Origin of the sequence: Haloarchaeobius salinus (assembly GCF_024464185.1) — an archaeon.
In the GTDB taxonomy this organism is placed as follows: Archaea; Halobacteriota; Halobacteria; order Halobacteriales; family Natrialbaceae; genus Haloarchaeobius; species Haloarchaeobius salinus.
Map to the genome: position 1 here is coordinate 301,119 of NZ_JANHAU010000002.1, position 25,391 is coordinate 326,509.

The 25,391-nt window shown below is 69.8% G+C and carries 24 protein-coding genes; 18 read left to right on the forward strand and 6 right to left on the reverse strand.

From position 1 onward, the window contains the following. Nucleotides 1-143: 143 nt before the first annotated feature. The 7 genes from NO345_RS08085 to NO345_RS08115 are packed head-to-tail and all read left to right on the forward strand — an operon-like array spanning nucleotide 144 to nucleotide 7,089. Complete coding sequence (locus tag NO345_RS08085; RefSeq protein ID WP_256298155.1) at nucleotides 144-2,366, forward strand: type II/IV secretion system ATPase subunit; 2,223 nt, start codon at nucleotides 144-146, stop codon at nucleotides 2,364-2,366. After that, on the forward strand, nucleotides 2,363-4,267 hold the full coding sequence (locus NO345_RS08090; RefSeq protein WP_256298157.1) for a type II secretion system F family protein: 1,905 nt from the start codon (nucleotides 2,363-2,365) through the stop codon (nucleotides 4,265-4,267). The genes NO345_RS08085 and NO345_RS08090 overlap by 4 nt, the downstream gene beginning before the upstream one ends. After that, nucleotides 4,264-5,001 (forward strand): DUF7289 family protein, encoded by a 738-nt coding sequence (locus NO345_RS08095; protein WP_256298159.1) that lies wholly within the window; start codon nucleotides 4,264-4,266, stop codon nucleotides 4,999-5,001. The genes NO345_RS08090 and NO345_RS08095 overlap by 4 nt, the downstream gene beginning before the upstream one ends. Continuing rightward, complete coding sequence (locus NO345_RS08100; protein ID WP_256298161.1) at nucleotides 4,994-5,476, forward strand: DUF7266 family protein; 483 nt, start codon at nucleotides 4,994-4,996, stop codon at nucleotides 5,474-5,476. The genes NO345_RS08095 and NO345_RS08100 overlap by 8 nt, the downstream gene beginning before the upstream one ends. Next, entirely contained in the window at nucleotides 5,473-6,168 is a 696-nt protein-coding gene (locus NO345_RS08105; protein ID WP_256298163.1) for a DUF7263 family protein, read from the forward strand. Before NO345_RS08100 ends, NO345_RS08105 begins: the two co-directional genes overlap by 4 nt. Further along, nucleotides 6,161-6,568, forward strand: coding sequence for a DUF7262 family protein (locus NO345_RS08110; protein ID WP_256298165.1), 408 nt, complete (start codon nucleotides 6,161-6,163; stop codon nucleotides 6,566-6,568). Before NO345_RS08105 ends, NO345_RS08110 begins: the two co-directional genes overlap by 8 nt. After that, nucleotides 6,565-7,089 carry a DUF7261 family protein gene (locus tag NO345_RS08115; RefSeq protein WP_256298167.1) on the forward strand — a complete coding sequence of 175 codons (525 nt, stop codon included), beginning with the start codon at nucleotides 6,565-6,567 and terminating at the stop codon, nucleotides 7,087-7,089. Before NO345_RS08110 ends, NO345_RS08115 begins: the two co-directional genes overlap by 4 nt. 4 nt (nucleotides 7,090-7,093) lie before the next feature. Here NO345_RS08115 and NO345_RS08120 read toward each other — a convergent pair whose 3' ends face one another. Beyond that, on the reverse strand, nucleotides 7,094-8,533 hold the full coding sequence (locus NO345_RS08120) for a pyridoxal phosphate-dependent decarboxylase family protein (protein WP_256298169.1): 1,440 nt from the start codon (nucleotides 8,531-8,533) through the stop codon (nucleotides 7,094-7,096). Nucleotides 8,534-8,770: 237 nt separating this feature from the next. Between NO345_RS08120 and NO345_RS08125 the strand changes: the two genes are divergently transcribed. Beyond that, a complete protein-coding gene (locus NO345_RS08125; protein WP_256298171.1) occupies nucleotides 8,771-10,315 on the forward strand; it encodes an arylsulfotransferase family protein in 1,545 nt (514 codons plus the stop codon). A gap of 13 nt (nucleotides 10,316-10,328) precedes the next feature. Further along, nucleotides 10,329-12,083: an ArnT family glycosyltransferase gene (locus NO345_RS08130; RefSeq protein ID WP_256298173.1), complete on the forward strand. Its 1,755-nt coding sequence runs from the start codon at nucleotides 10,329-10,331 to the stop codon at nucleotides 12,081-12,083. Here NO345_RS08130 and NO345_RS08135 read toward each other — a convergent pair. The 3 genes from NO345_RS08135 to NO345_RS08145 form a co-directional block, all read right to left on the reverse strand. Continuing rightward, entirely contained in the window at nucleotides 12,073-12,273 is a 201-nt protein-coding gene (locus NO345_RS08135) for a hypothetical protein (protein ID WP_256298175.1), read from the reverse strand. The genes NO345_RS08130 and NO345_RS08135 overlap by 11 nt on opposite strands. 151 nt (nucleotides 12,274-12,424) lie before the next feature. Next, on the reverse strand, nucleotides 12,425-12,565 hold the full coding sequence (locus tag NO345_RS08140) for a hypothetical protein (protein ID WP_256298177.1): 141 nt from the start codon (nucleotides 12,563-12,565) through the stop codon (nucleotides 12,425-12,427). A gap of 79 nt (nucleotides 12,566-12,644) precedes the next feature. Next, the gene (locus NO345_RS08145) at nucleotides 12,645-13,202 is read right to left on the reverse strand and encodes a DUF8048 family protein (RefSeq protein ID WP_256298179.1); all 558 of its coding nucleotides are present in this window, start codon (nucleotides 13,200-13,202) and stop codon (nucleotides 12,645-12,647) included. Between the two features lie 212 nt (nucleotides 13,203-13,414). On the opposite strand from NO345_RS08145, the gene NO345_RS08150 reads away from it, so the two are divergent. After that, nucleotides 13,415-13,711 (forward strand): HalOD1 output domain-containing protein, encoded by a 297-nt coding sequence (locus NO345_RS08150; RefSeq protein ID WP_256298180.1) that lies wholly within the window; start codon nucleotides 13,415-13,417, stop codon nucleotides 13,709-13,711. A 29-nt stretch (nucleotides 13,712-13,740) separates the two neighbouring features. On the opposite strand, the gene NO345_RS08155 is transcribed toward NO345_RS08150, so the two are convergent. After that, a complete protein-coding gene (locus NO345_RS08155) occupies nucleotides 13,741-14,214 on the reverse strand; it encodes a redoxin domain-containing protein (protein WP_256298181.1) in 474 nt (157 codons plus the stop codon). Nucleotides 14,215-14,300: 86 nt separating this feature from the next. Next, a complete protein-coding gene (locus NO345_RS08160; protein WP_256298183.1) occupies nucleotides 14,301-15,476 on the reverse strand; it encodes a hypothetical protein in 1,176 nt (391 codons plus the stop codon). A 125-nt stretch (nucleotides 15,477-15,601) separates the two neighbouring features. On the opposite strand from NO345_RS08160, the gene NO345_RS08165 reads away from it, so the two are divergent. The 8 genes from NO345_RS08165 (at nucleotide 15,602) to NO345_RS08200 (ending at nucleotide 25,335) form a co-directional block, all read left to right on the forward strand. Further along, the gene (locus tag NO345_RS08165; protein ID WP_256298185.1) at nucleotides 15,602-16,804 is read left to right on the forward strand and encodes an ABC transporter substrate-binding protein; all 1,203 of its coding nucleotides are present in this window, start codon (nucleotides 15,602-15,604) and stop codon (nucleotides 16,802-16,804) included. 2 nt (nucleotides 16,805-16,806) lie between these two features. Continuing rightward, complete coding sequence (locus NO345_RS08170; protein WP_256298187.1) at nucleotides 16,807-17,328, forward strand: DUF7552 domain-containing protein; 522 nt, start codon at nucleotides 16,807-16,809, stop codon at nucleotides 17,326-17,328. After that, complete coding sequence (locus NO345_RS08175; protein WP_256298189.1) at nucleotides 17,325-18,293, forward strand: FAD-dependent oxidoreductase; 969 nt, start codon at nucleotides 17,325-17,327, stop codon at nucleotides 18,291-18,293. Before NO345_RS08170 ends, NO345_RS08175 begins: the two co-directional genes overlap by 4 nt. After that, entirely contained in the window at nucleotides 18,294-19,424 is a 1,131-nt protein-coding gene (locus NO345_RS08180) for a FecCD family ABC transporter permease (protein ID WP_256298191.1), read from the forward strand. Next, nucleotides 19,424-20,335 (forward strand): ABC transporter ATP-binding protein, encoded by a 912-nt coding sequence (locus tag NO345_RS08185; RefSeq protein WP_256298193.1) that lies wholly within the window; start codon nucleotides 19,424-19,426, stop codon nucleotides 20,333-20,335. Before NO345_RS08180 ends, NO345_RS08185 begins: the two co-directional genes overlap by 1 nt. Nucleotides 20,336-20,426: 91 nt before the next feature. After that, the gene (locus NO345_RS08190) at nucleotides 20,427-21,632 is read left to right on the forward strand and encodes an ABC transporter substrate-binding protein (protein ID WP_256298195.1); all 1,206 of its coding nucleotides are present in this window, start codon (nucleotides 20,427-20,429) and stop codon (nucleotides 21,630-21,632) included. A gap of 68 nt (nucleotides 21,633-21,700) precedes the next feature. Continuing rightward, nucleotides 21,701-23,194, forward strand: a complete 1,494-nt coding sequence (locus NO345_RS08195; protein WP_256298197.1) for a carboxypeptidase M32 — start codon at nucleotides 21,701-21,703, stop codon at nucleotides 23,192-23,194. Between the two features lie 182 nt (nucleotides 23,195-23,376). After that, entirely contained in the window at nucleotides 23,377-25,335 is a 1,959-nt protein-coding gene (locus NO345_RS08200) for an SLC13 family permease (RefSeq protein WP_256298199.1), read from the forward strand. Nucleotides 25,336-25,391: the final 56 nt, after the last annotated feature.

Here is a 25,391-nt window from a genome sequence, read left to right on the forward strand (position 1 = left end):
TGGCGACTCTGTCGAGACGTGTTCCCCGACAGGGAGCGGTGCCAACGAGGCCTGGAGCGCTCGAACACCGACTTGCTCACCCCGACGAGTCCCCGCCACACCAATCCTTAGAATTTAAATACAGATGTGATGCAATTTAATCTATGACTGACGACCCGACGCTCGAACACCCCGACCACGAGGGTCGAGCGTCGACCGACGACGACGGGCGCGTCCCCCCGCCCATCCCGCCGGGCGACCCCGACGCCTGGTACGCACCCGACGTGCGGGACCACTACACCGTCCACGGCGACGTGGTTGCGACCGTCGCCGAGACCGAGGAGGGCTTCACGTACGACGTGCGGGAGCCGTCGCTCACCGCCGACGAGGAGACGACGCTTGCGGAGATCCGCGAGCACTTCGCGGCGGCGAACCTTCGCCGGCCACGCACCCGCGAGGGAACCGTCTCGCGGATGGAGACCGGGCTGCGGCCGAAGTACCGTACGGCTCTCGACCAGATCCTCGAGGGGAGCCCGGAGACACGCCGGCGGCTTCGGTACTACGCGCTCCGGGACGTGGGCTGTCTGGGCGCGGTGACGCCGCTCGCGCTGGACGAACACGTCGAGGTCGCCGACCCCGGCGAGGACCGGCTGTCGGTCCACACGACGAACTTCGCGCCCGCCGAGACCGAGTTCCCGGCGGACGTACGCTTCCTCGACCGTGTCGCGAGCGAGCGGCTGACCACGTACCGGGTCCCGTTCCGGGGGTTCTCGATTCCCGTCGTGCTCTACCGCGAGCGACTGCTCGGCCACGACGCGTTCGCGACGAAGTACGCGGTGCGCGAGCCGGGTCTCCTCCCGGGCGACGAGGAGCTGCTCGCCGAGGCCAAGGAGCGCATCTGGGAGACGAACGTCGAGCACGTCGTCGACGACAGCACCGCGTTCGTCCGCGAGCGGGCCGAGCAGCTGCTCGCCCGGCGACTCACGGCACGCAACGCGAGCGCGTGGCTCGACGCGACCCGCCACCGCGTCCGGAGCGTACTCGCCGATACCGGGCTCGGGGTACCGCCGGTCGATGGCCGCTACGAGGACGGCCGGCTGGCCGACCTCGTCTACTACGTCCTCCGGGACTACGTCGGCGAGGGACAGCTCACCGTCCCCATCCGCGACCCGAACCTCGAGGACATCGAGGCGAACCGGGTCGGCGAGCGCGTGAAGGTCGTGCCGCGCACCGACGTGGGCCACGATGGGCGCATCCCGACGAACCTCACCTTCGAAGACGAGTCGGCGTTCGTCAACGTCGTCACCCAGCTCGCGGCCGCCGACGGCGCGGAGCTCAACGCCTCCAACCCCTCAGCGAAGGTGAACCTCCGCCCTGGCGAGGTCGACGACGGCGTGACCATCCGTTGTGCGGTCGCGCTGCCGGTCATCTCCGAGGACGGCCCGCACATCTCCATCCGGAAGCAGGCACCCGACGCGCTGACGCCGGTCGACCTCGTGGAGGGCGGGAGCCTCACCGCCGACCTCGTCACGGTGCTCTGGCTGCTGTACGAGCACCACGGCGTCGTGCTGTTCTCGGGCCCGACCGGGGTCGGGAAGACGACGCTGATGAACGCGCACATGCCGTTCGTCCCGTTCGACGACCGACCCATCTCCATCGACGAGGGGAGCCGGGAGGTCAGGCTCCCCCACGAGACCGGTATCTCGCTGACGACGCGCGACCACGAGGACGAGTTCAAGGCGGTGACGATGGCCGACCTGATGACCGAGGCGAACTACCTGAACCCCGACGTGGAGGTAATCGCGGAGATCAACACGCCCGCGTCGTTCTCGACCTTCGCGGAGAGCCTCAATACAGGACACGGGTTACTGGGAACGACCCACGCCGAGAACGTCGAGAAGCTCGTCAACCGGGTCGTCGAGCAGGGACTTCCGCCGTACCTGCTCCGCGAGCTCGACCTCGTCGTCTTCCCGAAGCGCGTCGACGGGGAGCGCTACGTCGGGAGCGCGGTCGAGTTCGTCGACGAGGAGACGTACCGCACGTGCAGCGGCCGCTGTGGCGTCGTCGAGAAGCACGACACCACGGTCTACTGGAACGCCATCTTCGAGCGGACCGTCGAGGGCGAGTTCGCGTTCGACTACGCACATCCGGTGGTCCACGACGTGGAGAACCGGCGCTGCGGTGTCGACCTGTTCGAGCGGCTCGCCGACCGCACGGACCGTCCCACCGAGGATGTCGAGCGGGAGTTCCACCGCAAGCATCGCTACGTGGAGTACCTGGTCCGCGAGGGCGTCGACGACTTCGACGAGCTGTTCTCGTTCCTCTCGGACCTCCGCACGGACGAGGCGGCGACGGTCGAGCGCATCGGCGCGGGGAGGGGAGCGTGAGCCTCTCCGACGACGACCGCCCCACGCTCGGCGCGAACCGGGACGCCCTCCTCGACCAGGTCTGTTACGCGCTGTTCTCGCGCCACGCCGACCGGACCCGCCACGACGGCGACCGGGATCGCTACCGGGGCACCGACCTGCACGTGCCGTTCGACCTCTACCTCTCGCGGCTCTACGCGCTGTCGTGGCTCGCGGCGGCCGTCGGTTTCCTCGTCGGGGCCTCGCTCGCCCTGGCGCTACGGTCGGCGACGCTCCGGGGCGTCGCCGACTTCGTCCAGATCGGGCTCCCTCTGCTATCGCCGGGGTCCGTCCCGGTGGTCTCCCAGGCGGCGGTCGCGGTCGGCGTGGGGCTCCTCGTCGCGGCCGCGACCAAGCTCGGCACCCGACTGGTCGGCGGGCGCTACCTGCAGTGGCTCGTCGCGGCACGGCGGTCCGCCATCGAGGCGACACTGCCCGGGGCGGTCCGGTACCTCCGGGCGCTCTCGACCGGCAGCGACGACCAGCGCGAGATGCTCCGGAAGGTCGCGGCAAACCGGGAGGCCTACGGCGAGACGGCCGTCGCCTGTCGGACGGTCCTGAACAAGGCCGAACTGACGGGCAGTCTCGACGACGGCCTCCGCATCGTCGCCCGCGACACACCGTCGCGGGACGCGCTCGCCCCCTTCCTCCTGAAGTTCCGCGAGCACGCCGACCAGGGGTCTGCCGAACTGACCAGCTACCTCCGGATGGAGGCGCGGATGCTCGGCCATCGGCAGTCCCGCGACCGGAACCGCGCCGAGGGGTTCCTCGAACTGCTCGCCGAGCTGTTCATCGTCCTGCTGGTGCTGCCGGCGCTGCTCGTCATCGTCCTCACCGTGATGAGCGTCCTGACGCCCGGACTGAACCAGCCGGCGAGCACGCCGCTCGGTCAGGTGACGCCCCGGGCCGTCCTCGTCTACGGTTCCGGGTTCTTCGTGCTGGCTGTCGGGGCCTGCGCCGCCGCGCTCGTCGCGAGCCTGCGGCCGCCGACGGGGCGGCCGTCGTACCGCCGGCCCGCCGGCCTCCTCGATCTGCTCGGGACCGCGACGACGAACCCGTCGAGCGCCGCCGTCGTCTGGGCGCTCCCGGCCGCGCTGTTCGCACTCATCGTCTTCACGGCGGGCGAGCGCCCCCTCGCCGCCGCCCTGCTCGGCTACGTCGCATACGCCGTCCCGGTCGGGCTGGTCGCCACCCGGCGTGCGCGCATCGACGACGCGAAGGACCGCGAGATCAAGGACTTCGTCCACGCCGTCTCGGGCCACGTCGCGCTCGGCCGGCCGTTCGCCGAGGCCGTCGACCTGGTCGCCCGCGACGTGGACCTCGGCCCGCTCGACGAGGACGTCGCCGACCTCGCGTTCAACGCGACGCTGACAACCCGCGAGGGCGACCTCCGTGCGGCGGCGTTGGAGCGGTTCGTCGACCGCGTGGGCACGCCGCTGGCCGAGCAGACGATGGGGCTGGTGACCGGTGCGCTCGACGCCGGCAGCGACGTGGAGACGGTGTTCGACACGCTCCAGACCGAGGTCGGCCGGCTCTACCACGAGAAGAAGTCGCTCCGGAACGCGATGCTCGTCTACGTCGCGGTCGGCTGGACCGTCGCACTGCTCGTCGTCGGCATCATGGTCGCCGTCAACGGCTACGTGCTCGACAGCTTCACCCAGCTCTCGGCGGTCTCGACACCGGGCACCGGCTTCGTCCTCGATTCGGACGCGGTCGACGTCTCCCGGGAGCACTACCGCTTCTACGTCGTCACGCAGTGTACGATGCTGGCCAGCGGCTGGTTCGCGGGCGTCGCAAACCGCGACCGGTACGACGCCCTGCTCCAGTCCGGCCTGCTCGTTCTCGTCGCACACGTCGTGTTCAGGGGGGCGGGGATGGTATGACGGGCTGGCACCGACCATCGGTCGAACGTGGACAGTCGAACGTCGTCGGCGTCGCGCTGCTGCTCGGTATCACCGTCGTCGCCCTCGGCGTCCTCACGGCGAGCATCGGGCTCGCGGTCGACGCAGGCACGGGTGCAGCCGACGCCGCACGGGTCGGTGACGACGTCGACGACGCGCTCAGGCCGGTCGAGGTGACCGGCGAGCACGTCGGGTCGGTCCGGGCGACCGACGGCCAGCTCAGGACCGTCGCCCGCGACGTGCGCGTGCTGAACGACTCCGGTACCGTCGCCCGTCTCGAAGCTGACGCGCTCGTCTACGAGACGGACGGCCAGCGCGTGACGTTCCTCGCCGGTGGCGTCGTGCGCGGTGAGGGGCGCGGTGCCCGACTCGCCACCGAGCCGCCTGTCGTCGCCACCCCGGACGGCGACGTGCTCGTCTTCGGCGTCGCGACCCTCGGCGCGGACCGGACGAGCGTCGACTTCGCCGGCGAACCCGTCCGGCTCCGCACGAACGTCACGCACGAGCGTCGTCCCCTCGGTTCCGACGAGTACCGGCTGGCCATCGAGACCGAGACGCCGGCGGCGTGGCGTTCGTACTTCCGTGACCTCGGCGCGACCGTCACCGACCGCGACCTCGACGGGGACGGTGTCGACAGCGTCGTCGCGACGTTCCCGGACGAGCGGACCGCATACCTGGTCGTCCACGCGCTGAATCTGGAGGTGGGCGATGCGTAGCGGGCGCTCGGGCCGTCCCCGCGACGGACGTGCCGTCTCGCCGGTCGTCGGGAAGACGCTCGAGATCGGCGTCGTCGTCCTCTACATCGGGCTCCTGTCGACGACGCTGTACGGCGGTGTCGTCCCCGACTTCAGGTCGACGGCGGGCGACGAGCTGGCGGACCGCACGCTCGCCGGGGCGACACAGGAGATCGAGGACGCGGTGCCGCCGGGCTCGATGACGGCGGTCGACGTCCGGCGGCGGGTCGAGCTCCCCCGGACCGTCCGGGGCGAGCCGTACCACGTCCGCACCGACGACCGTACGCTCGTCCTCGACCACCCGGACCCCAACGTGGGCACCGAGACGACGCTCGCGGTGCCCGCCGCGGTCGTCCGGGTCGAGGGCTCGTGGTCGAGCACCGCCGAGGCGTTCGTCGTCGTCGAGCGGACCGACGCGGGGCTGGTCGTCCGACTGGCACGGGGTGAGGCGTCGTGACCGAGTTCGAAACCGTCCGGACGAACCGGGGGCAGGCGAACCTCGTCGCCCTCGGCGTGGCGCTGCTCGCGCTCACGGCCGTGCTCGGCGTCGCACTCGTCGTCGCCGACGGTGCGTTCGCCGGTGCCGACCGCGAACCGGGCGAGCACAGGCTCGCGAACTCGCTGTCGGACCGACTCGTCGACGGCACCGGGCCGTTGACCACCCGTACGAACGTGCTGAACGCGACCGCGGTCGACGACCTCGACGGCGACGCGCTCGCGGACTCGTTCCCGGTGGTCGAGGGGCGGGACGTGCGGGTCCGACTCGACGGCGAGACTGTCGCCTGGACCGGGGACGTGACCGACGGGTCGACCGTCCGTCGTATCGTCCTCGTCGAACGCGAGGAGACGGTGACGACAACGCCGAACCTCGACCGCGACGCGGTGACTCTCCCACGACGGACCGACCGTGTCACACTGGACGTCGACCCGCCGACCGGCACGCGACTCACGACGGTCCGCGCGAACGGCCGCGTCGTCGCGCACGACCCGGCCGGCCTGACGGGGAACGTCACGGTCTCCGTCTCGCGCTTCGAGACGACGACACTCGCGTTCGACGCGAACGGGACGCTCCCGACCGGTAGCGTGCGGCTCACCTACCACCCGACGCGGACGATCAAGGCACTGCTCGTGGTGACCGTCGATGACTGAGCGTGCACAGCTGTCGCTGCCCGCCGTCGAGGCCGCCATCGGCGTGTTGCTCGTGCTCGCCGTCGTCGCGACGTTCGCCCTGCCGGTCGCCGACGGCGACACGACTGAGGCACAGCTCGACACCTACGCGGGCGACGCGGCGACGGTGCTCTCGGGGGAACCCCCGCGACACGGCGGGGCGACGCGGCTCTCCGAGGTCGCCCGGTCCGAGACCTCGTTCGAGCGCGAGCACGAGGCGCTGGAGCGGCGCGTCGAGCGCATCCTGCCGGACAACCTCCTGTACCGCGTCGAGACCCCGCATGGCGCGGTCGGCTATCGCGTCCCGGCGGGCGTCTCGGTCGGCGTCGCGACGGTGCCGACGGGTCGGGGAGAGGTGACGATACGGGTGTGGTACGTATGATGCGGGTCCCACGACGCGCGCAGCTCGTCCTCGCGGCCGCCGGCGTCCTCGCGGTCGCGTTGCTACCGCTGACGTTCGCGTACCTCCAGCTCGGTGCCCACCCTGACATCGACGCGAGCGAGGACGCCGCGAGCTCGGTCCGCGACGGTGTCCGCGTGCTCGAGCGGGCCGTCCACGAGGCGGGGAGCGACGCGACGGGGCAGTCGTGGGCTGACCGAGGGGAAAGTGCGGCGACCGTCCGCGAGATGCTCGCACCCCGATTCCGGTCGCTCGAGGCGTCCCGGGTCGCGGAGGGCGTCGCCTACGAGGTGGCGTTGAACGACTCGGCGGCGAGCGCGTGGGCGGCCGAACACTGCCCGTCCGGTCCCGACCGGCAGTTCGGGGACTGCGAGGCCGTCGACGGCGTCGTCGTGCAGGAGCGCGCCGGCGAGACGACCGTGCTCGCCGTCGCGGTGGACCTGACGGTGACGACGCGCGACGGTGTCTCGGCGGTGACGGTGGTCGTGCCGGTCGTGGGGTGATAGCTCAGTCTCGCTCGCCGTCGAGGAACGCCTCGATACCGCCGACCAGCCGGTCGACCGTCGTCGCGTCGGTGTAGGGGTTCAACAGGGCGACGCGGAGCCACCGACTCCCCCGGTAGGTCGGCAGGGAGACGAACACGTCGTGCTCCCGAAGCAGGCTCTCCTGCACCCGGCCGTTGAGGTCGTCCAGTTCCTCGGCTGGACACCAGTCGGGGGCCGCACGGAAGCAGCACAGGTTCATGTCGGGCTCGGTGGCGGCTTCGAGCGCGGGATGTGTCCGGACTCGCTCGAAAAGGAGGTCTGTGAGCCGGTAGCTCTCGTCGACGAGCTGTGTCAGCCCGGCCCGACCGAGGTGCTGGAACGTGAGCCAGAGCTTGAGCACGTCGGCGTGGCGGGTCCCCTGCACGCTCAGCTCCCCGAGGTTCGGAATCGCATCCTCGCCCCGCATGTAGGGTGCGCCGACGCGGAACTCGTCGTGGAGATGGTCCATCTCGGCGAACAGGACCATCGCGCAGGTCTTTGCGACGTAGCACCACTTCTGCGGGTTGAACGTGACGGAGTTGGCGGCCTCGATGCCGGCGAGGCGGTCACGCTCCCGCTCGGAGAAGACGAGCGCGCCACCGTAGGCGGCGTCGACGTGGAACCAGAGCCCCCGCGCTGCTGCCACGTCCCGAATCTCGGGGAGCGGGTCGATGTTCCCGGTTGTCGTCGTGCCCGCAGTGGCGACGACGCAGAACGGGTCGCGGCCGTCCGCTTCGGCGGCCTCGACGGCGGCGTCGAGCGCGTCGGGTTCCATGCGGGAGTTGGCGTCCGTCTCGACGGGGACGACGGCGTCGGTGCCCAGCCCGAGGATCATCGCGGCCTTCTGGAGCGAGGTGTGTGCGACTTCGGATGCGAGAATCACGGGCAGGTGGGTGGTCGCGGTGAGGCCCCCCTCGTGTACGTCGAACGCGTGGTTGCGGGCCACGGCGAGCGCGTGGAGGTTGGCGAGGCTGCCGCCGCTCGTGAGCACGCCACCGGCGTCGGGTCCGAGGCCGAACTCGGCGGCGATGGCGTCGGTCAGGTCGACCTCCAGGGTGGAGAGCACCGGCGACATCTCGACGCTGAGCATGTTGTTGTTGATGGCGGCCGCGACGAGATCGCCGAGCGCCGAGACGGTCGTCGGGACGGTGTCCATGTGGCCGATGTACCCCGGATGTGCGGGGTTCATCGAGCCGGCGATCACGTCGTCCAGATCGTCGAGGATGGCGTCGGTCGGTCGGGACGAGTCGGGGACTTCGGCAGCCGGGACCGCCGGGTCGGCCGGCATCGGTGAGCGCTCGTCGGCCGTCGTCAGCTGGTCGAGCAGGGAGTCGAGCACCGACTCGGAGAGGTGCCGTACCGCGTCGGCGTTCCCGCCGCCCGGGTCGACGAAGGCCGCGTCGGGGAGTGCGGACCGGTCCATACGACGGCAACGGACGGCTGCAACGAGTAGGTACTGGTGGCCACGCTGGCGGGGAACTGCTGACCACCCGGTGGGGAACTGCTGTCCACGTTGGCGGCGGTGTCGTCGGTGTGGGTGGGCGGCGACGTCCTCTCGCAGCCAGCGAAGGCTACTGGAAACCGTAGCTTGATTACGCTCTGATACTGACCACACGGACTAGTGCTATCCAGACGGACTGCCCGGATCATACTCGCGATCGTGCTTCTCGTCTGCAGTGCCACGCTCGTCGTCGGGTACACCGGGGTACTGGGAGACGAGCGCGTGGACGTGGCGCAGGCCGTCTCGAACGGCGATATCGAGCCGCAGGTCCGCGGCGGCGAGGCGGTGACGCGGACCGACGACGCCGAACCGGTCGTCGAGCCCCGGGAGAACGTGACGGTCGTCGCTACCGACTCGAACACGTGGCTCGGTGATGCCCAACAGGGGCCGCGCGCGAACGCGGAGCTGATCGCCTTCGACACGGACGGGAGCGTCCTGTACTACGAGGACGACCACACGCGCTACTGGGACGTGGACCCGGTTCCGGGGACCGAGGCGACCGTGGAGTTCCTCTACGCCGACCACCTCTCGCCGTCGGAGTGCGGTGGGGAGTCAGCGTGTACCCGGAACGGCATCGAGCGGGTGAACCTGACGACGGGCGAGTCGACCGACGTGTACAGCCGGGTGACGCCGGGCAAGCACTCGACGCGCTGGCACGACGGCGACCGGGTGGACGGCGAGCGCTACGCCGTCGCGGACATCGCCGAGGACCGGCTGTTCGTCGCGAACACGACGACCGGGCACGTCGAGTGGGCGTGGGACGCACAGACCGAGTTCGACCCGGCGAGCAGCGGCGGTCCGTACCCGGAGGACTGGACCCACGTCAACGACGTCGAGGTGCTGCCCGACGGGCGGTTCATGGCGAGTCTGCGGAACCACGACCAGGTGGTGTTCGTCGACCCCGAGACGGGCATGGACGGGGAGTGGACGCTCGGGAGCGACGGCGACCACGGGACGCTGTACGAACAGCACAACCCGGACTACATCCCCGAGTCGGCGGGCGGGCCGGCGGTCGTCGTCGCGGACTCGGAGAACAGCCGCCTGGTGGAGTACCAGCGGGATGACGGCGAGTGGAACCGGACGTGGAGCTGGGCGGACCAGCGACTCCAGTGGGGTCGTGACGCCGACCGGCTCCCGAACGGGCACACGCTCGTCGCGGACTCGAACGGGAACCGCGTGTTCGAGGTCGACCGCGACGGCGAGATCGTCTGGAGCGCCGACGTGGCGTTCCCGTACGAGGTCGAACGACTGGGCACGGGCGACGAGAGTACGGGTGGCCCGAGCGCCGCGTCGGCCGACCTCGAATCGCGGACGCCCGGGGAGACGGCCGAGGGTGGGTCGCCCGGGCTGCTGACCTCGGTGTGGCTGACGATCCGGTCGACGTTCGCGGGGCCGTACCTGAGTGCCGTGTTCTACGTCCTCCCGTACTGGATGGGGGCCGCGGAGGCGCTGGCGCTCCTCGGGTTCGTGCTCGTCGGGGCGGCGTGGGTCGTCACGGAGCTGTACTGGGCCCCCTACACGGTCACGGTGCGGTCGCCGGTCCGGCTTCGCTCGACGGGTGCCGAGGCGATGTCGGTCGGGGCCGCCGAGGACGGCGGCGGTGACGGGACGGACACCGACGAGCCGACGACTGGCGGTACGAACGAGGGGTCGGCGGAGAGTGGCCACGAGGACGTGGACGGAACCGATCAGGAAGACACATGACCGGAGTAGACGAATGACTGGGTTGGACACACCCGCGGACGGGGACGAGGAGGAACCGGCAGCCACGGAACCGGGCGGACGGGTGCCGCTCGACACCGCGCAGTCGTGGCTGGTTGCTGCCGTGGTCGCCGCGACCGTCGCCTATCTCGCGTACGTCCTGACCCACCCCTATCCAGCCTACGGGGCCGGACTGTACATGCAGATCGCCGACGAGATCACCGGGGCGGGCTTCGCGCTCCCGGAGACCATCCCGCAGTACACCGAGGATGGCGTCCCGTTCGCCTACCCGCCGCTGCTGTTCTACGCCCTCGCCGGGCTCCGGTCGGCCGGTGCGAACGCGATAGTGGTGAGCCGGTTCGCCCCCGGACTCTTCGTCATCCTGGCCGTCGTCCCGTACTACTTCATCGCTCGCGAACTGCTCGACTCGCGTCGCGTGGCCGGGTTCGCGACGTTCCTCTTCGCGTGTGCGCCGGCGGTTCTGCAGTGGCACCTCTCCGCCGGCGGCCTCGTTCGTGCGCCGTCGTTCCTGTTCGCGATCTGTGGGGTGTACACGGGTATCCGGACGTACCGCGACGACCGTCGCTGGGCGGTTCCCTCGGCTGTGCTGTTCGGCCTGACGGTGCTCTCGCACCCGGTGTACACCGTGTTCTTCGGGCTCAGTCACGTGCTGTTGTTCCTCGCGTTCGACCGGACGCCGAGAGGGCTCGTCGTCGGAGCGCTCGTCGCCACCGCGGGGGCCCTCATCGCCGCACCGTGGTGGGTCATGGTCGTCTCCCGGTACGGCCCCGACGTGTTCCTGGCTGCATCGGGCACCCACAGCGGCCTGGGCGGTGGACTCGAACGCGTCCTGTTCGGGGTCCTGTTCACCGCCAGCCTCGACATGACGCTGTACCACTTCCTGTTGATGTTCGCCGCCGGCTGGTACTTCGTGTGGAACCGTCGGTTCTTCCTGCCCGCGTGGTTCGTCACGACCGGCTACCTCATCGGCAAGCGGCGGTTCCTGCTGGTCGCCGGCTCGATGATGGCCGCCGTCTTCGTCTACGGGTGGGTGGTCCCACGCGTCGTGGCGGCCGTCGCCGCCCGTCGTGGTGAGTGGGGCCACTCGAGACTGTGGGGAGCGGACCTCGCTCTGGACGTGGACTCGCTCGGACGCGTCGTCCCGGTGGCGACGGTCGCGGTGGTCGCTACGCTCGCGCTCACGTCGGGCGTCGTCTACGCGATGGGTCTGACCGACCCGGTCGCCACCGACCGACCGCCCCAGCCGGCGTTCATGGACGAGCAGGACCAGGAGGCGATGGACTGGATCGACGTTCACACCGGTGCCGACGAGGAGTTCGTCGTGCTCGGGGACAGCGCCGAGTGGTTCCCGCTCTTTTCCAACCGGACGCTCCTCGTCGGGCCGTGGGGGGTCGAGTGGAAGTCCTCGGAGGAGTACGGGGAGCAGATGGAGCGCTATCGGGCCGTCTCGGAGTGCGCGACGGCCACCTGCCTCACGCGGACGCTCGAGCGGACGAACGTGACCGCGGACTACGTCTACGTGCCCAACGAGAGCTACACCGTCCGTGGCGAACAGGTACGACCCTCGGAGGGGCTCCACCAGTCGCTCGTGGAGTCCCCACGGTATCAACTCTCGTTCGAGAACGACGGTGTGCTCGTGTTCCACGTCGTCGACGCCTGCAATGATGGCCGGGAGCTGACCGGGCAGGACCGCCTGACGTGTTTGCACGCCGCCCTCGACGGAGCGCCGGTGGGCGCTCTCACATCCTGAGCTGGTCCTTCGGCCGCGCCGAACCGGAACTGGAGCTTCGAGCGCCCATCCACTCGCTGTATCGGGATACCTCGATACCGTCGAACACCTGGCCGAGCGTCGACGCGTCGGTGAGGGGTTTCAGCAGCACGACGCGCAGCCACCGGCTCCCACGAGAGGTCGGCGGGGTGGCGAACACGTCGTCTCGCACGGGAGCGTCTCCTCCTGACGGTCGTCCGGACCGTCGTCGGGAGACGACGTCAGCGACGCATGGGAGCAGGTTCAGCTCCAGGCCGACCGCGGTTGTGAGCGGCTCGCTGTCGTTGCGACCGACGACGCAACGGGGGGTGCCCGGTCCGTACTCAGAGGCTGACCCAGTACCCCTGCGAGTTCTCGCCGATGTGTATTCCAGCGACGCGGTCCCCCACGCGTACCTCGGCGTCCATCTCGGTCGATGGGGAGCCACGCAGCGCGAGCCCGCCGATGTCGTAGCTGGCGAGCACGTCGCCAGCTCCGTCCAGCGAACGACATCACTGCGACCGTCCGTCGGTGCTGATCGCGCCGGTCGCTGCTGGGGAGGGGTTACCCCCCGCCAGAGTCGACGGCTTCGAGCAGCGCCCGCGCCTCCCTGACCTTCGTGTCGATGCGGTGGCAGTGGGTCTTGACGGTGCCGAGGTCGAGGCCGAGTTCCTCGGCGATGGCCGCCTGTGACCGGCCGTCGTCGCGGAGTACCTGCACCTGTGCCTGTCGGGGGGAGAGCCCGGCGCGGACGAGCGACCCGACCGCATCGCTCGGGAGGACGAGCGCCTCGCTGCCGGGGACGGACTCGTCCATCACGTCAGCGGCGAACGCGGCGTGGACGGCCATCGCGGCGTCGCACAGCTCGCCGGACAGGTCGAGTCGGTCGGCCAGCTGGTTCCAGACGTCCGTGCCGACGTACAGCACCGTGGCCAGTCCGTCGTCGGTGGTGTGCCAGGGCTGGTCGTACTCGTCGTCGTAGTGCTGTGTGATGGCGTCGCCGCCGTCGGCGAGGTCGTCGTGGATGGTCGCGAGCGCGTCGGCGAGGCGGTCCGGGTCGACGCCGTGGTCGCGCGCCGCGTCGTCGACGAGCGACTGCGGGAAGGGTGTCGTCGTGGGCATGGGCCGGACTACGGCGTCACCAGCCTTGAGGTTTACGTCTATTGTAAACTACCGCGGTCCCCGTCGGTGTGGGGAATCGGTTCGGAATCCCCGTCGCCCCCGGTCGTCGACGGCCGCCGTGACAGGACGGGGGCGTGGGTCACATCCCCGACGGATACCACCGAGTATTGATAAACCGGGGCTATAAATATCATGCTGTATTATAAAAGAGCATGGCTGCAAGCGACGATGGAACCTACCCGGAACCAGTAGCGAGAGTGGCACACGACTTCAGTATCGGAGAGTCGGTCAGCACGACAGTCGCGACCGCACTCGGCCGGGCCGCGGGGCGGGACCCGGCCAGGATCCGGCCACTGTACGACCACATCGACACGGACGCGCTCGACGCACTCGTCGCCCACGGCATCGAGAACGGCTGCGGGCACTGTGTCAGCGTCGACTTCTCGGTCGACGAGTTCGACGTCTGCGTGCGGGGCGACGGCGAGGTCTCCGTGTACGAACCCTTCTGATTCGACGCCACTCCCTCCAGGCGACGGACTCAGGCCGCCGCGACCGCGTCCAGTAGCGCCTCGTAGTCAGGCTCGTTCGTCGGGTCGTCCGAGACCCAGGCGTAGCTGACGGTTCGCTCGCCGTCGAGCACGAACACCGCCCGGTTCGCGATGCCGTACAGCCCGAGGTCGGGGATGTCCATCTCCAGTCCGTACGCACGGATGGCCTCGCCGGCCATGTCGCTCACGAGGTCGAACTCGATGCCGTGCTCGTCGCGGAACGCGCCGAGCGAGAACGGCGAGTCCGCGCTGACGCCGAGCAGCGTCGCACCGGCCGCGGTGAACTCGTCGTGGCGTTCCTGCAGTGCGACCATCTCGTTCGTGCAGGGTGGCGTGAACGCGCCCGGGAAGAACGCGAGGACGACCGGGCCGTCGCCGAGGTGGTCGGCGAGGTCGAACGGTTCGTGGTCGCTCGTGCCGTACGTCGCGGTGAACGTCGGTGCGGTGTCGCCAGTCGAGACCATGTCGACAGCTCCGGTCGCCACGTCCAAGGTTGGCTGGCCGCACATGTTCGCCCCGTCCACGGCATTTTCACCGTCCTCGTCGCCCGTCAGCGGGTCGCGAACGCCCCCGCCAGCAGGTAGGCGTAGCCGAGGGTGCCGACGAGTGCGAGGCCGACACCGACCGACTCGATCCACGTGGTGAGGACCGCGGCACCGACGGCCTGCACGGCGACGCCGACCGCGAGCAGCGCCATCGACGCGAGCGCGGTGCGGTCGTCACAGCCGGGCCAGCGGCCGACGTTCGGCGGGTAGAACTGGAGGGAGACGCCGACGACGGTCAGCCCGAGGAACCCGAGCAGGGTGAGCCGGCGGTGTGCCGGGACCAGCGCGCCGTCGAGGCCGGCGAACGCGAACCACGCGCCGAGTGCGACCGCGGCGACGCCACCGCCGGCACCGAGGAGCACGCCGTAGAGCGCGGTCCGGCGGTTGTCGGACCGGACGAACAGGGTCCCGACGATGGCGGCGTAGCCGACGACGGCGACGGTCTCGACGGCGGCGGCGAGGTGGAAGCCGGGACCAGCGGGCAGGGTCGCCGCGAGGAGGACGGGACCGACTGCGCCCGCGGGGAGGACGACCCACACCAGCGACTTCGGCGGTTCGGCGACGAGGAACCGGGGCAGGAGGCGCGCGCCGATGCCGAAGACGAGCAGCGTCGCCGTTCCGGTCCCGAGCAGGTGGGTCGTTCGCGGGGGGTAGCCGTCGAAGACGGGCGGGACGACCCCGGCGACCCCGAGCGTCGCGTAGCTCCCGACGAGCAGGTACGCGAGCGCGACGGGGACGACCGCGTTGGCGGCGCGGTCGACGCCGGCGCGGTGTGCGTTCGGGCCGCCCGTCCCCGTCTCCGCCCCGGTGAGGTTGTCCCGGACCGTCCACGCGAGCGTGCCGACGAAGACGACGACGCCGGCGGCCCACAGCACGGCACCGGCGGCCTCGAGCGTGTCGGGCGTGCTCCGGAGCGGTGCGAGCGCGAGGCAGGCCGTCCCGACGGCGGTGAGCGGGAGCTGGGCGATTGCGGCTCGAGGCTCGGCGAGCTCGCGGTCGAAGTACGACGGCACCAGCGAGTACGCCTTCCCGAAGACGACGTGGAGGACGAACCCGTACAGGCCCAGTGCCACCTCGGTTCCACGGGGGACGCCGACGAGCAGGCCGACCTGCCAGGCGAACAGGGCGGCGACGGCGACGCCGACGTACCGGCGCGCCCAGCGGGAGACGGTGGCGGTCATGTCGGAGTGGTTCGACCGCCCACGTCAAATTCGTGGTGCCGTCTGTGTTCGTTTCTTGCCCCTGCAGAAATTAGGCCTGCCTAAAATTCGAAAGCGATTTAAATTGTTAGGCGAGCCTAAAACCCATGAGCGACGACTCACATCACGACTCGACACGGCGGCGGTTCCTGCAGACGAGTGCTGGATTCACGACGGTCAGCCTGCTGGCGGGCTGTCTCGGCGGGGTGGGAACCGGCGACGGCACACCAACCGACGACCCGACGTCGACCGCGCCCACGGAGACGACGGACGACTCGACGACGGATTCAACCACCGAGGCGTCGTCCGGGGAGACCGGCCCCTACAGCGTCTCCATCGAGCCGGTCGGTTCGGTCGAGTTCGAGTCGGTGCCCGAGACGTGGGTCGCGAACAACGGCAGCTGGGCCGACATGGGCGTCGCGCTCGGCCTCGAACCGCCGAAGGCCCTGTGGCTGACGGGTCGCTACCACACGCAGTACTACGACGGCATCGACGGCGTCTCGGTCGACAAGAGCGACATGGTGTCGCTCTACCAGAGCGGCGTCAGCAAGGAGCTGTTCTACAGCCTCGACGCCGACGTGCACGTGATGGACCCGAACTTCCTCATGAACCGCTTCAGCGGCTGGAACGAGGAGGACGTGGCGGAGATCGAGGAGAACGTCGCGCCCCTGTTCGGCAACTGCATCTACGCCCAGCACTACCCGTGGCACGCTGACTACCGGTACTACTCGCTGTACGAGGGCTTCGAGAAGCTCGCGCAGGTGTTCCAGCGGACCGACCGGTACGAGGCGTTCGAGGCCGTCCACGACGAGTTCCAGTCGAACCTCGCCCCCCACGTTCCCACGCAGGGCGAGCGGCCAGCGGTCGCCGTGCTCTGGGGCGTCGGCGAGGAACCCGAGCAGTTCTACCCGTACATCATCGGCGAGGGAACGGGCTTCAAGCACCTCCGCGACCTGCGGGTCCGGGACGCGCTCGCGAGCACCGACATCCAGGACTTCCACGGGAGCCGCGCGGCCATCGACATCGAGACGCTGTTCCAGGTCGACCCCGAGGTGCTCATGCTCCGCGGGTACGAGGCGATGTCCGAGAGCGAGTTCCGGAGCACGGTCGTCGCCAGCCTCGAGGACCACCCGACCGCGAGCGCGCTCACCGCCGTCCAGAACGGCGACGTCTACCGCGCCGGCGGGCTCTACCAGGGCCCCATCACGAACATGGTGCTGACCGAGCGAACCGCCGGCCAGCTCTACGGCGTCGACGAGGAGCTGTTCGACCGGGGGCGCGTCGCCGAGATCGTCGCGGGGGAGCTCTGAGGATGTCCGAGTCGATGGAGCCGGTCGACGACCCGGTCCACGCGGCGGGGCGCGAGTGCGACGCGGGCCTCGTCGCGACGCTGCGCCACGAGCGCGAGAACGTCGCACGGCTCACCCACGAGGACGGCGCGTTCGCGGTCGCCTGCCGCGAGACGGGCACCAGCCCCGAGCCCGTCGACGGGGCGACGTTCGACACGTTCGACGCTGCCGAGCGCGCCCGCGATGCCGCCCGCCGCTATCGTGCCGTGCTCCGGACGCTCGACCCCGGCCTCGAACGGTACCAGCTCGCGGTCTGCAGTGCGGACACGGTGGACGGGAGCCTGACACGCGTCCGCCGGCGTACCGACCGGCGACGCGAGAACGGCGTCCCCGAGTCCCGCCAGACCGTGACGCTGACCGGCCAGGGCTGCGACGAGTGGCTCCGCGTCGAGAACGGTCCGGTCGTCCATCTCGCTGGCCCCGACGCCCTGCTCGACGACGAACTGGTGACGCGACAGCTCGAATCGGGGCTGGGGTCCCGATGATGGGGGACACCCCCGACCCCGTCGAGCACGACGTGGTCGTCGTCGGTGGCGGTCCCGCCGGGTGTTCGGCGGGCGTGTTCCTGGCCCGGTCGGGAGCCGACACGGCCATCTACGACCGGGGGCGCTCCTCGCTTGCGCGGTGTGCGCACCTGGAGAACTACCCCGGTTTCCCGATGGGCATCGACGTGGAGACGTTCTACGACCTGCTCCACGGGCAGGCCGAGAACGCGGGCTGCGAGCTCGTCGGCGACATGGTCGAGTCGGTCGAACGGCGCGACGACGGCGTAGGGTTCGTCGTCGCGCCACAGGAGGGCGACCCGGTCACCGCCCGTCGGGTCGTCGCGGCGACGCGCTACGACGGCGAGTACATGCGCGGACTGGACGACGACGGGGCGATGTTCCGGACGTACGAGCACGACGGTGAGGAGCACGAGTCGTTCGACCCCGATTACCCTGATACGGACGGCACGACGCCGGTCGAAGGGCTGTACGTCGTGACCCCGGCCAGTCCGAGGGACAAGCAGGTCGCCATGGCGGTCGGTCGCGGCGCACGCGTCGCCCGCCGGGTTGTCGCCGACCGGCGCATCGCCGACGGCTGGTGGGAGGCCATCGCGGCGAACGTCGACTGGGTGCGCCGGGAGGCCGAACTCGACGACGAGTGGGCCGACCGCGAGCGCTGGGAAACGTACTTCGACGAGCAGTTCGGCCCGGACGCACCCTACGAGCTCGACTCCGAGGCGTACGAACGGGTCCGAGGGGAGGCACTCGACCAGCGGGAGGCGGCGTACATCGACACGGACGAGGTCGAGTCGCGGCGGATGGGCGGTCACGAGGCCGTCGCGGCACACCTCGACGCGGGGGCAGTCGTCGCCGCACACGACGAGCACGACCTCCTCGACGCGATGGACGCCGCGGTGGTCGAGGCCTACCTCGACGACGGGAGGGTCACGGAGGTGGGCGACTGAATGTCGAGCGAGACCGTCCGCGGGACCGGGACCACCCCGCGTCGCGAGCAGCTGCTCGGCTGGTTCGATGGGTCGCTCCTCTCGCTCTGCATCGGGAGCGTCCTCGTCGTCGTCGCCGGTGCGCTCGTGCAGGTGAGCTTCGGTGCGTTCTCCATGAGCATCGTCCAGGCGTGGCAGGCCGTGTTCAACCCGGACGTCCTCTTCAACCGGCAGGCGTGGGAGGCGTTCCTCCTCGGTCACGAGCTGCCGGAGATGAACCGCCGGAGCCTCATCGTCTGGAACATCCGGCTCCCGCGGGTGTTCGTCGCGATGCTCGTCGGCATGAACCTCGCTGTCTCGGGAGCCATCTTCCAGGCGGTCACGCGCAACGAGCTCGCCAGCCCGTTCATCCTCGGCGTCTCCTCCGGTGCCGGGCTGATGATCCTGCTCACGCTCGTCGTGTTCTCGGGGCTGTCGACGTTCCTGCCGCTCATCGCGGCGACCGGGGGCGCGGTGGCGTTCCTCGTCGTCTACGCCATCGCCTGGAAGAACGGGACCTCACCGGTCCGGCTCGTGCTCGCCGGCGTCATCGTCGGGACCGTGTTCAACTCGCTGCAGACGGGCCTGTTCTTCTTCGCGGGGGACATCGGCGTCGTCCAGTCCGCGATCGCGTGGACGACCGGCTCGCTGACCGGCACCGACTGGGAGCAGGTCCGCATGGCGCTGCCGTGGACCGTCGGCGCGATGCTGCTCGCGCTGGCCGGGGCGCGCCAGCTGAACGTCCTCCTGCTCGGCGAGAGCACCGCGAAGTCCCTCGGCATGTCCGTCGAGAAGGTCCGGTTCGCCCTCTCCGGGGTCGCCGTGCTCGCTGCCGCGGCCAGCATCGCCGTCGCGGGCATCGTCGGCTTCGTCGGCCTCATCGTCCCCCACATGGTCCGCAACATCGTCGGGAGCGACTACAAGAAGCTCGTCGTCGGCTGTCTGTTCGCGGGGCCGGCGCTGATGGTCGCCGCAGACGTGGGTGCCCGGCTCGGGATGAGCGTCCTCGTCGGTGCCGACTCGCAGATACCCGTCGGCATCGTGACCGGGCTGGTCGGCGGGCCGTACTTCCTCTACCTGATGCGGCGCCAGGAGAACATGGGTGAGATCTGATGTCGGGACAGCACTGGGACGAGGTCGAGGACGAGTCGACCCGGAGCCAGCAGCCGGCGGGTGACGGCGAGTCGAGACGGCTGACGGGTGACGAGCTCGTCATCGGCTACCCGGGAACGGACGAACCGGTGCTCGACGGCGAGTCGATGGTCGCCACACCCGGCGCGGTGACCGCGCTCGTCGGGCCGAACGGCTCCGGCAAGAGCACGCTGCTGAAGGGGCTCGCGAGCCAGCTGGAGCCGACCGACGGGTCGGTGCTGCTCGACGGCCGGGAGGTCAAGTCCCTCGGCACGAAGGAGATGGCGAAGAAGCTCGGGCTGCTCTCACAGGAGAGCACGTCGCCGGGGAGCATCAGCGTCGAGGAGCTCGTCTTCCACGGCCGGTACCCACACCGCGGCTTCTTCGAGACGGTCACCGCCGAAGACGAGCGGGCCGTCGACCGCGCCATCGAGCTCGCCGGCGTCGGCCACCTCCGCGACCGCCAGGTCGGCAGCCTCAGCGGCGGACAGAAGCAGCTCGTCTGGATCGCGATGGTGCTCGCACAGGAGACGGACGTGCTCCTGCTGGACGAGCCGACGACGTTCCTCGACCTCCACCACCAGCTCGAGGTGATGGAGATAATCGAGACGCTGCGCGACGAGAGCGACATCACCGTCGTCGTCGTCCTCCACGACATCGAGCAGGCGGCCCGCCTCGCAGACCGGATGGTCGCGCTGAAGGACGGGGAGATTCAGGTCCGCGGGACGCCCGAGGAAGTCGTGACGGAGTCGATGCTCGCGGACGTGTTCAGGATCGACGCCGCGGTCGAACAGACCGAACGCGGACCGCGTGTGGAGCCGATTCGCGCCCGGCACGAGGACGACGCTGACGAGGGCCGCGAGCGTCCCCCGAGGATGCCGGCCGACGAGTGACGGACGGCGCTGTCTGAGGCGAGTACCAGCGTACTTTTTGGCCAGCCTAAAAATCGGAACGGTTAAAACGTTTTAGGCGAGCCTAAACAATATGTCCAGAGATCACGTTGCGCGTGGAAAACCGACGCGCAGGAAGTACCTGACCTACGGCGGGACGCTGGCGGGCAGTGCGCTGCTCGCCGGCTGTCTCGGCGGGAGCGGTGACGGGAGCGCCGACCCGACCGAGAGGCCGACGGACGAGGCCACGACCACCGACGACGGGACCACGACGACCGACGGCACCGACCCGTACACCGTCTCGATGGCCCCGGTCGGCGAGGTCGAGTTCGAGTCCGTCCCAGAGAACTGGGTCGCCTACGACGGCGGCTACGCCGACATGGCGGTCGCCCTCGGCCAGGCGGACGGGCTGACCGGCGTCGGGAACGCGGGGCGGTACTACACGTACGTCTACGACGAGCTGCCCGGCGTCGAGGTCAGTCGTGGCACCGTCGAGGCGAACCCGGAGGTTCGGACCAAGGAGCAGTTCTACGCACTCGACGCCGACGTCCACCTGTACGACCCGCAGATGCTCGTCAACTGGTTCGACTGGGGCGAGGCAGACGTCGAGGAGATAACCGAGAACGTCGCGCCGTTCTTCGCGAACCTCATCTTCCGGCGCTCCGACGAGTGGCACGACTACCGCTACTACACGCTGTACGAGGCGTTCGAGAAGATGGCACAGCCGTTCCAGGAGACGGAGCGCTACGAGGCGTTCGCCGAGTTCCACGACGAGTTCGTGGCGTCGCTCCAGACGCGGCTCCCGCCCGCCGAGGAGCGCCCCAGCGTGTTCCTCACCTACGAGGGGACCACGGAGCCCGAGACGTTCTCGCCGTACCGTCTCGTCGACAACGGGACGAGCAAGAAGCAGTGGCGCGACCTCGGCGTCACCGACGCCCTCGCCGGCACCGACATCGAGAACCTCAGCACCTCGAACCGCAACGAGCTCGACTACGAGAACCTGCTGGAGATCGACCCCGACGTCATGCTCGTCCGGGGCCACGAGCGCAAGTCGCCATCGGAGTTCCGCGACACCGTCCTCGCGTACATGGAGGACCACCCGGTCGGCCGGGAGCTGACGGCGGTCCAGAACGGCCGCGTCTACCGCGGCGGCTTCCTCTACCAGGGGCCCATCCAGAACCTGTTCCTCACCGAACGGGCCGCACAGCAGCTCTATCCCGACGAGTTCGGGGACGTGACCGGCGACGAGGAGCTGTTCGACCGCCAGCGGGTCGCGGACATCGTCACCGGCGAGTTCTGACGACCGTCACACCCGAACCGATTTCCGCTTTCCCGAGTTCCTTGAGGCGGCCGGAACGCCTTCGGAGTATGTCCGCCGACGATAGCCCCGCCGCCTACGACGACCTGCTCGACCGCTACCGACGCGTCTCGAACCTCCGGCAGGCGTCGATGTTCCTCAACTGGGACCAGCAGGTGACGATGCCCGAGGGCGGCGCGCCCGGCCGCGCCAAACAGCTCTCGGCCATCTCGGCGACCAGCCACGAGCTCCTCGTCGACGACGACGTGGGGGCGTGGCTGGACGACCTCGCGGACGCCGACCTCGACGCCGAACAGGCCGCCTCCGTGCGCGAGATCCGCCGGGAGTACGACCGCAACCGCTCGGTGCCGGACGAGCTCGTCGAGCGGCTGGCCGAGGTCTCCGCCGAGAACCAGCAGATATGGCAGGACGCGAAGGCCGAGAACGACTTCGAGTCGTTCGCGCCGCGGCTTGAGACACTGCGCGACCTCAGCGTCGAGCGCGCCGGGCACATCGACCCCGACAAACCGGCGTACGAGGTGCTGTACGAGGACGGCCAGCCCACGCTGCCCATCGAGCGCATGGAGGAGCTGTTCGAGACGCTCCGCGCCGAGATCCCGCCGCTCGTCGACGAGATCCGGGAGTCCGGCACCGACCTCGCCGCCCCCTTCGACGGCGAGTACCCCGAGGCCGACCAGCGGGCGCTCTGCGAGGCCGTGCTCGACTTCCTCGGCTACGACCGCGACCGCGGCCGCCTCGACAGCGCGCCGCACCCGTTCATGGCCGGCAACCAGTTCGACGCCTGGGTGACGACGCGGTACAGACCCGACGACCCGCTCGACGCGCTCACCGCGACCGTCCACGAGTTCGGTCACGCGAGCTACCAGCTCGGCTTGCGCGCGGACCGCTACGCCGAGCCGATGGGCCAGCCGCGCTACAGCATCCACGAGTCCCAGTCCCGCTTCTGGGAGAACCACGTCGGCCGGACGAAGCCGTTCTGGGAGGCGTTCCTGCCGACGCTCACGGAGCACCTCGACGGCCACGACGACCTCACCGCCCAGGAGGCGTACGAGGCCGCGAACCGCATCTACCCGGAGAACCTCATCCGCGTAGAGGCGGACGAGCTCACCTACCACCTGCACATCATCCTCCGGTGCGAGATCGACCGCGCGTTCGTCCAGGGCGAGATTGAGGCCGACGACATCCCCGGACTCTGGAACGAGAAGATGGACGAGTACCTCGGCGTCGTCCCCGACACCGACAGCGAGGGCTGCCTGCAGGACATCCACTGGACCTCCGGCTTCGCGGGCTTCCAGGGCTACACGCTCGGCAGCGTCGTCGCCGCCCAGCTCGACGCCGCCATCCGCGAGGACCTCGACGTGGACGGGCTCGTCCGCGAGGGCGAGTTCGAGTTCATCCAGGAGTGGATGACCGAGCACGTCCACCGCCACGGCCAGCGCTACGAGACCGAGGAGCTGGTCGAGGTGGCGACCGGCGAGCCGCTGACCGCCGAGTACTTCGTCGACTACGCCCGCGAGAAGTTCGAGGGGCTGTACGGGCTCTGAACTCCGGCCCACCGTGACCCGCTGGGTCTCCTCGCGGCGCGAAACGAAGGGACTCCGTTGAGCGACCTGGGGTGACCGGTCGCCGTTCTCGTCGGGACCCGGGGCTGTGCGACCCCGACCTGGCGAGACCACCCTGACCGTCCAGAGCAACTGCTATTACGCTGGCTCCGAAGGAATCGGTAATGCGGACTGGCCCCCCGTTCCTCGCGGTCCTCTCCCAACTGCCGTCGCTCGAACTTCCCGTGTCGGTAGACGTTCTCGTCGTCCTCGCCGTCGTCGTCGTCACCCTCGTCCTGTTCGTGACCCAACCGGTCCCGATCGACGCCACCGCCATCGCGCTCATGGTGGCGCTGATACTCCTCGGTCCCTGGACGGGGGTGTCCCCGGAGGAGGGGCTGTCCGGGTTCTCGAACCCCGCGACGCTCACCGTCCTCGCGATGTTCATCCTGAGCGAGGGGGTGCGCCGGACGGGGTTCATCCAGATCCTCACCCTGAAGATGCAGGCGTTCGCCGGCGACGACGAGACCCGCCAGCTCCTCTCCATCGTCGGCCTCGCTGGTCCGCCCGCGGGGTTCGTCAACAACACGCCCATCGTCGCCATGCTGATTCCGGCCGTGACGAACCTCGCACGGCGGACCAACACCTCCCCGTCGAAGCTGCTCATCCCGCTCTCGTTCGCCTCGATGCTCGGCGGGACGCTGACCGTCATCGGGACGTCGACGAACCTCCTCGCCAGCGACGTCTGGGCGGACGTCGGCGGGCCGGACGCCCAGCCGTTCTCCCTGTTCGAGTTCACCCAGCTCGGCGCGGTCGTCCTCGCCGTCGGCATCGTCTACCTCCTGACCGTCGGTCGATACCTCACCCCGGCGAGAATCCAGGCCACCGAGTCGGCAACCGACGAGTTCGGGATGGCCGACTACCTGACCGACGTCTTCGTCGGCCCGGAGTCGTCGCTCGTCGGCGAACGGATCCGGACGCTGGCCGAGGCCGACCTCGACGTCGACGTGTTCCAGCTCGTGCGCAACGGCCGAACGGTCGTTCACGGCCTGGCTGCCGAGCGGATTCGGGGCGGTGACGTCCTTTCGGTCCGGACGGACCAGGAGACGCTCAAACAGATCCTCGACGACGAACACCTCCGGCTCCTCCCCGAAGTGCTCGAGGCGGCCGAGAACGGGGACGAACCGCTCCCCGAGGGGTTCACGCCCGACCAACACGAGTGGAACCCGTCGGTGTCGGGGGACGAGGCCGGCGCATCGACCGAGGAGGACCCCGACGAGGAAGCCGGGGTGAAGACGACGATCACGGAGGTCGTCCTGCTTCCGCGGCCGTGGGCACGACAGCGCGACGACATCGCGGGCTTCGAGCGCGAGTACGACGTGACCGTCCTGGCGGTCAGGCGCGGCAACGAGGTGATCCGCAAACGTCTCCGGGACGTCAGGCTCGAGGCCAGTGACGTGCTGCTCGTCCAGACGAGCGACGCCGCTCTGGACCGGCTTCGCAGCGACCGCGGCGTCATCGTCTCGGGCGAGGGACGGTGGGAGGAGTTCGACCGGACACGGATTCCGGTCGCGCTGGGGATTCTCGCCGGCGTCGTCGTCCTGGCCGCGCTGGAGGTGTTGCCCATCGTGGTGAGCGCTCTGACCGGCGTGGTCGCGATGCTCTTCACCGGAATCGTCACGCCGGAGGACGCCTATCGGGCGGTGGACTGGGACGTCATCTTCCTGCTCGCCGGGGTCGTCCCGCTGGGGATTGCCGTCGAATCCGCCGGCGTCTCCGAACTCCTGGCGAACGGCATCGTGTCCGCGAGCGTGCTCCTCCCGGCGGCCGGCCTCCTCGCCGTGTTCTACCTCGGGACCGCGCTCATCACCGAGGTGGTGAGCAACGCCGCCAGCGTCGTGTTGATGATCCCCATCGCGGTGGAGGTCGCGACGCGTCTCGAGCTCAACGCCTTCTCGTTCGCGCTCGCAGTCACGTTCGCGGCCAGCACCCCGCTCCTCACGCCGGTCGGGTACCAGACCAACCTGATGGTGTACGGACCGGGCGGCTACAAGTTCACCGACTTCGCCCGCGTCGGCCTCCCGCTGCAGCTGATACTCACCGTGGTGACGACCCTCGGAATCGTGTACTTCTGGGGGCTCTGACAGCCTCCCACGGCTACGGTCGCGGGGCTCCACTGCGAGCGCGGTTCACCCCGACG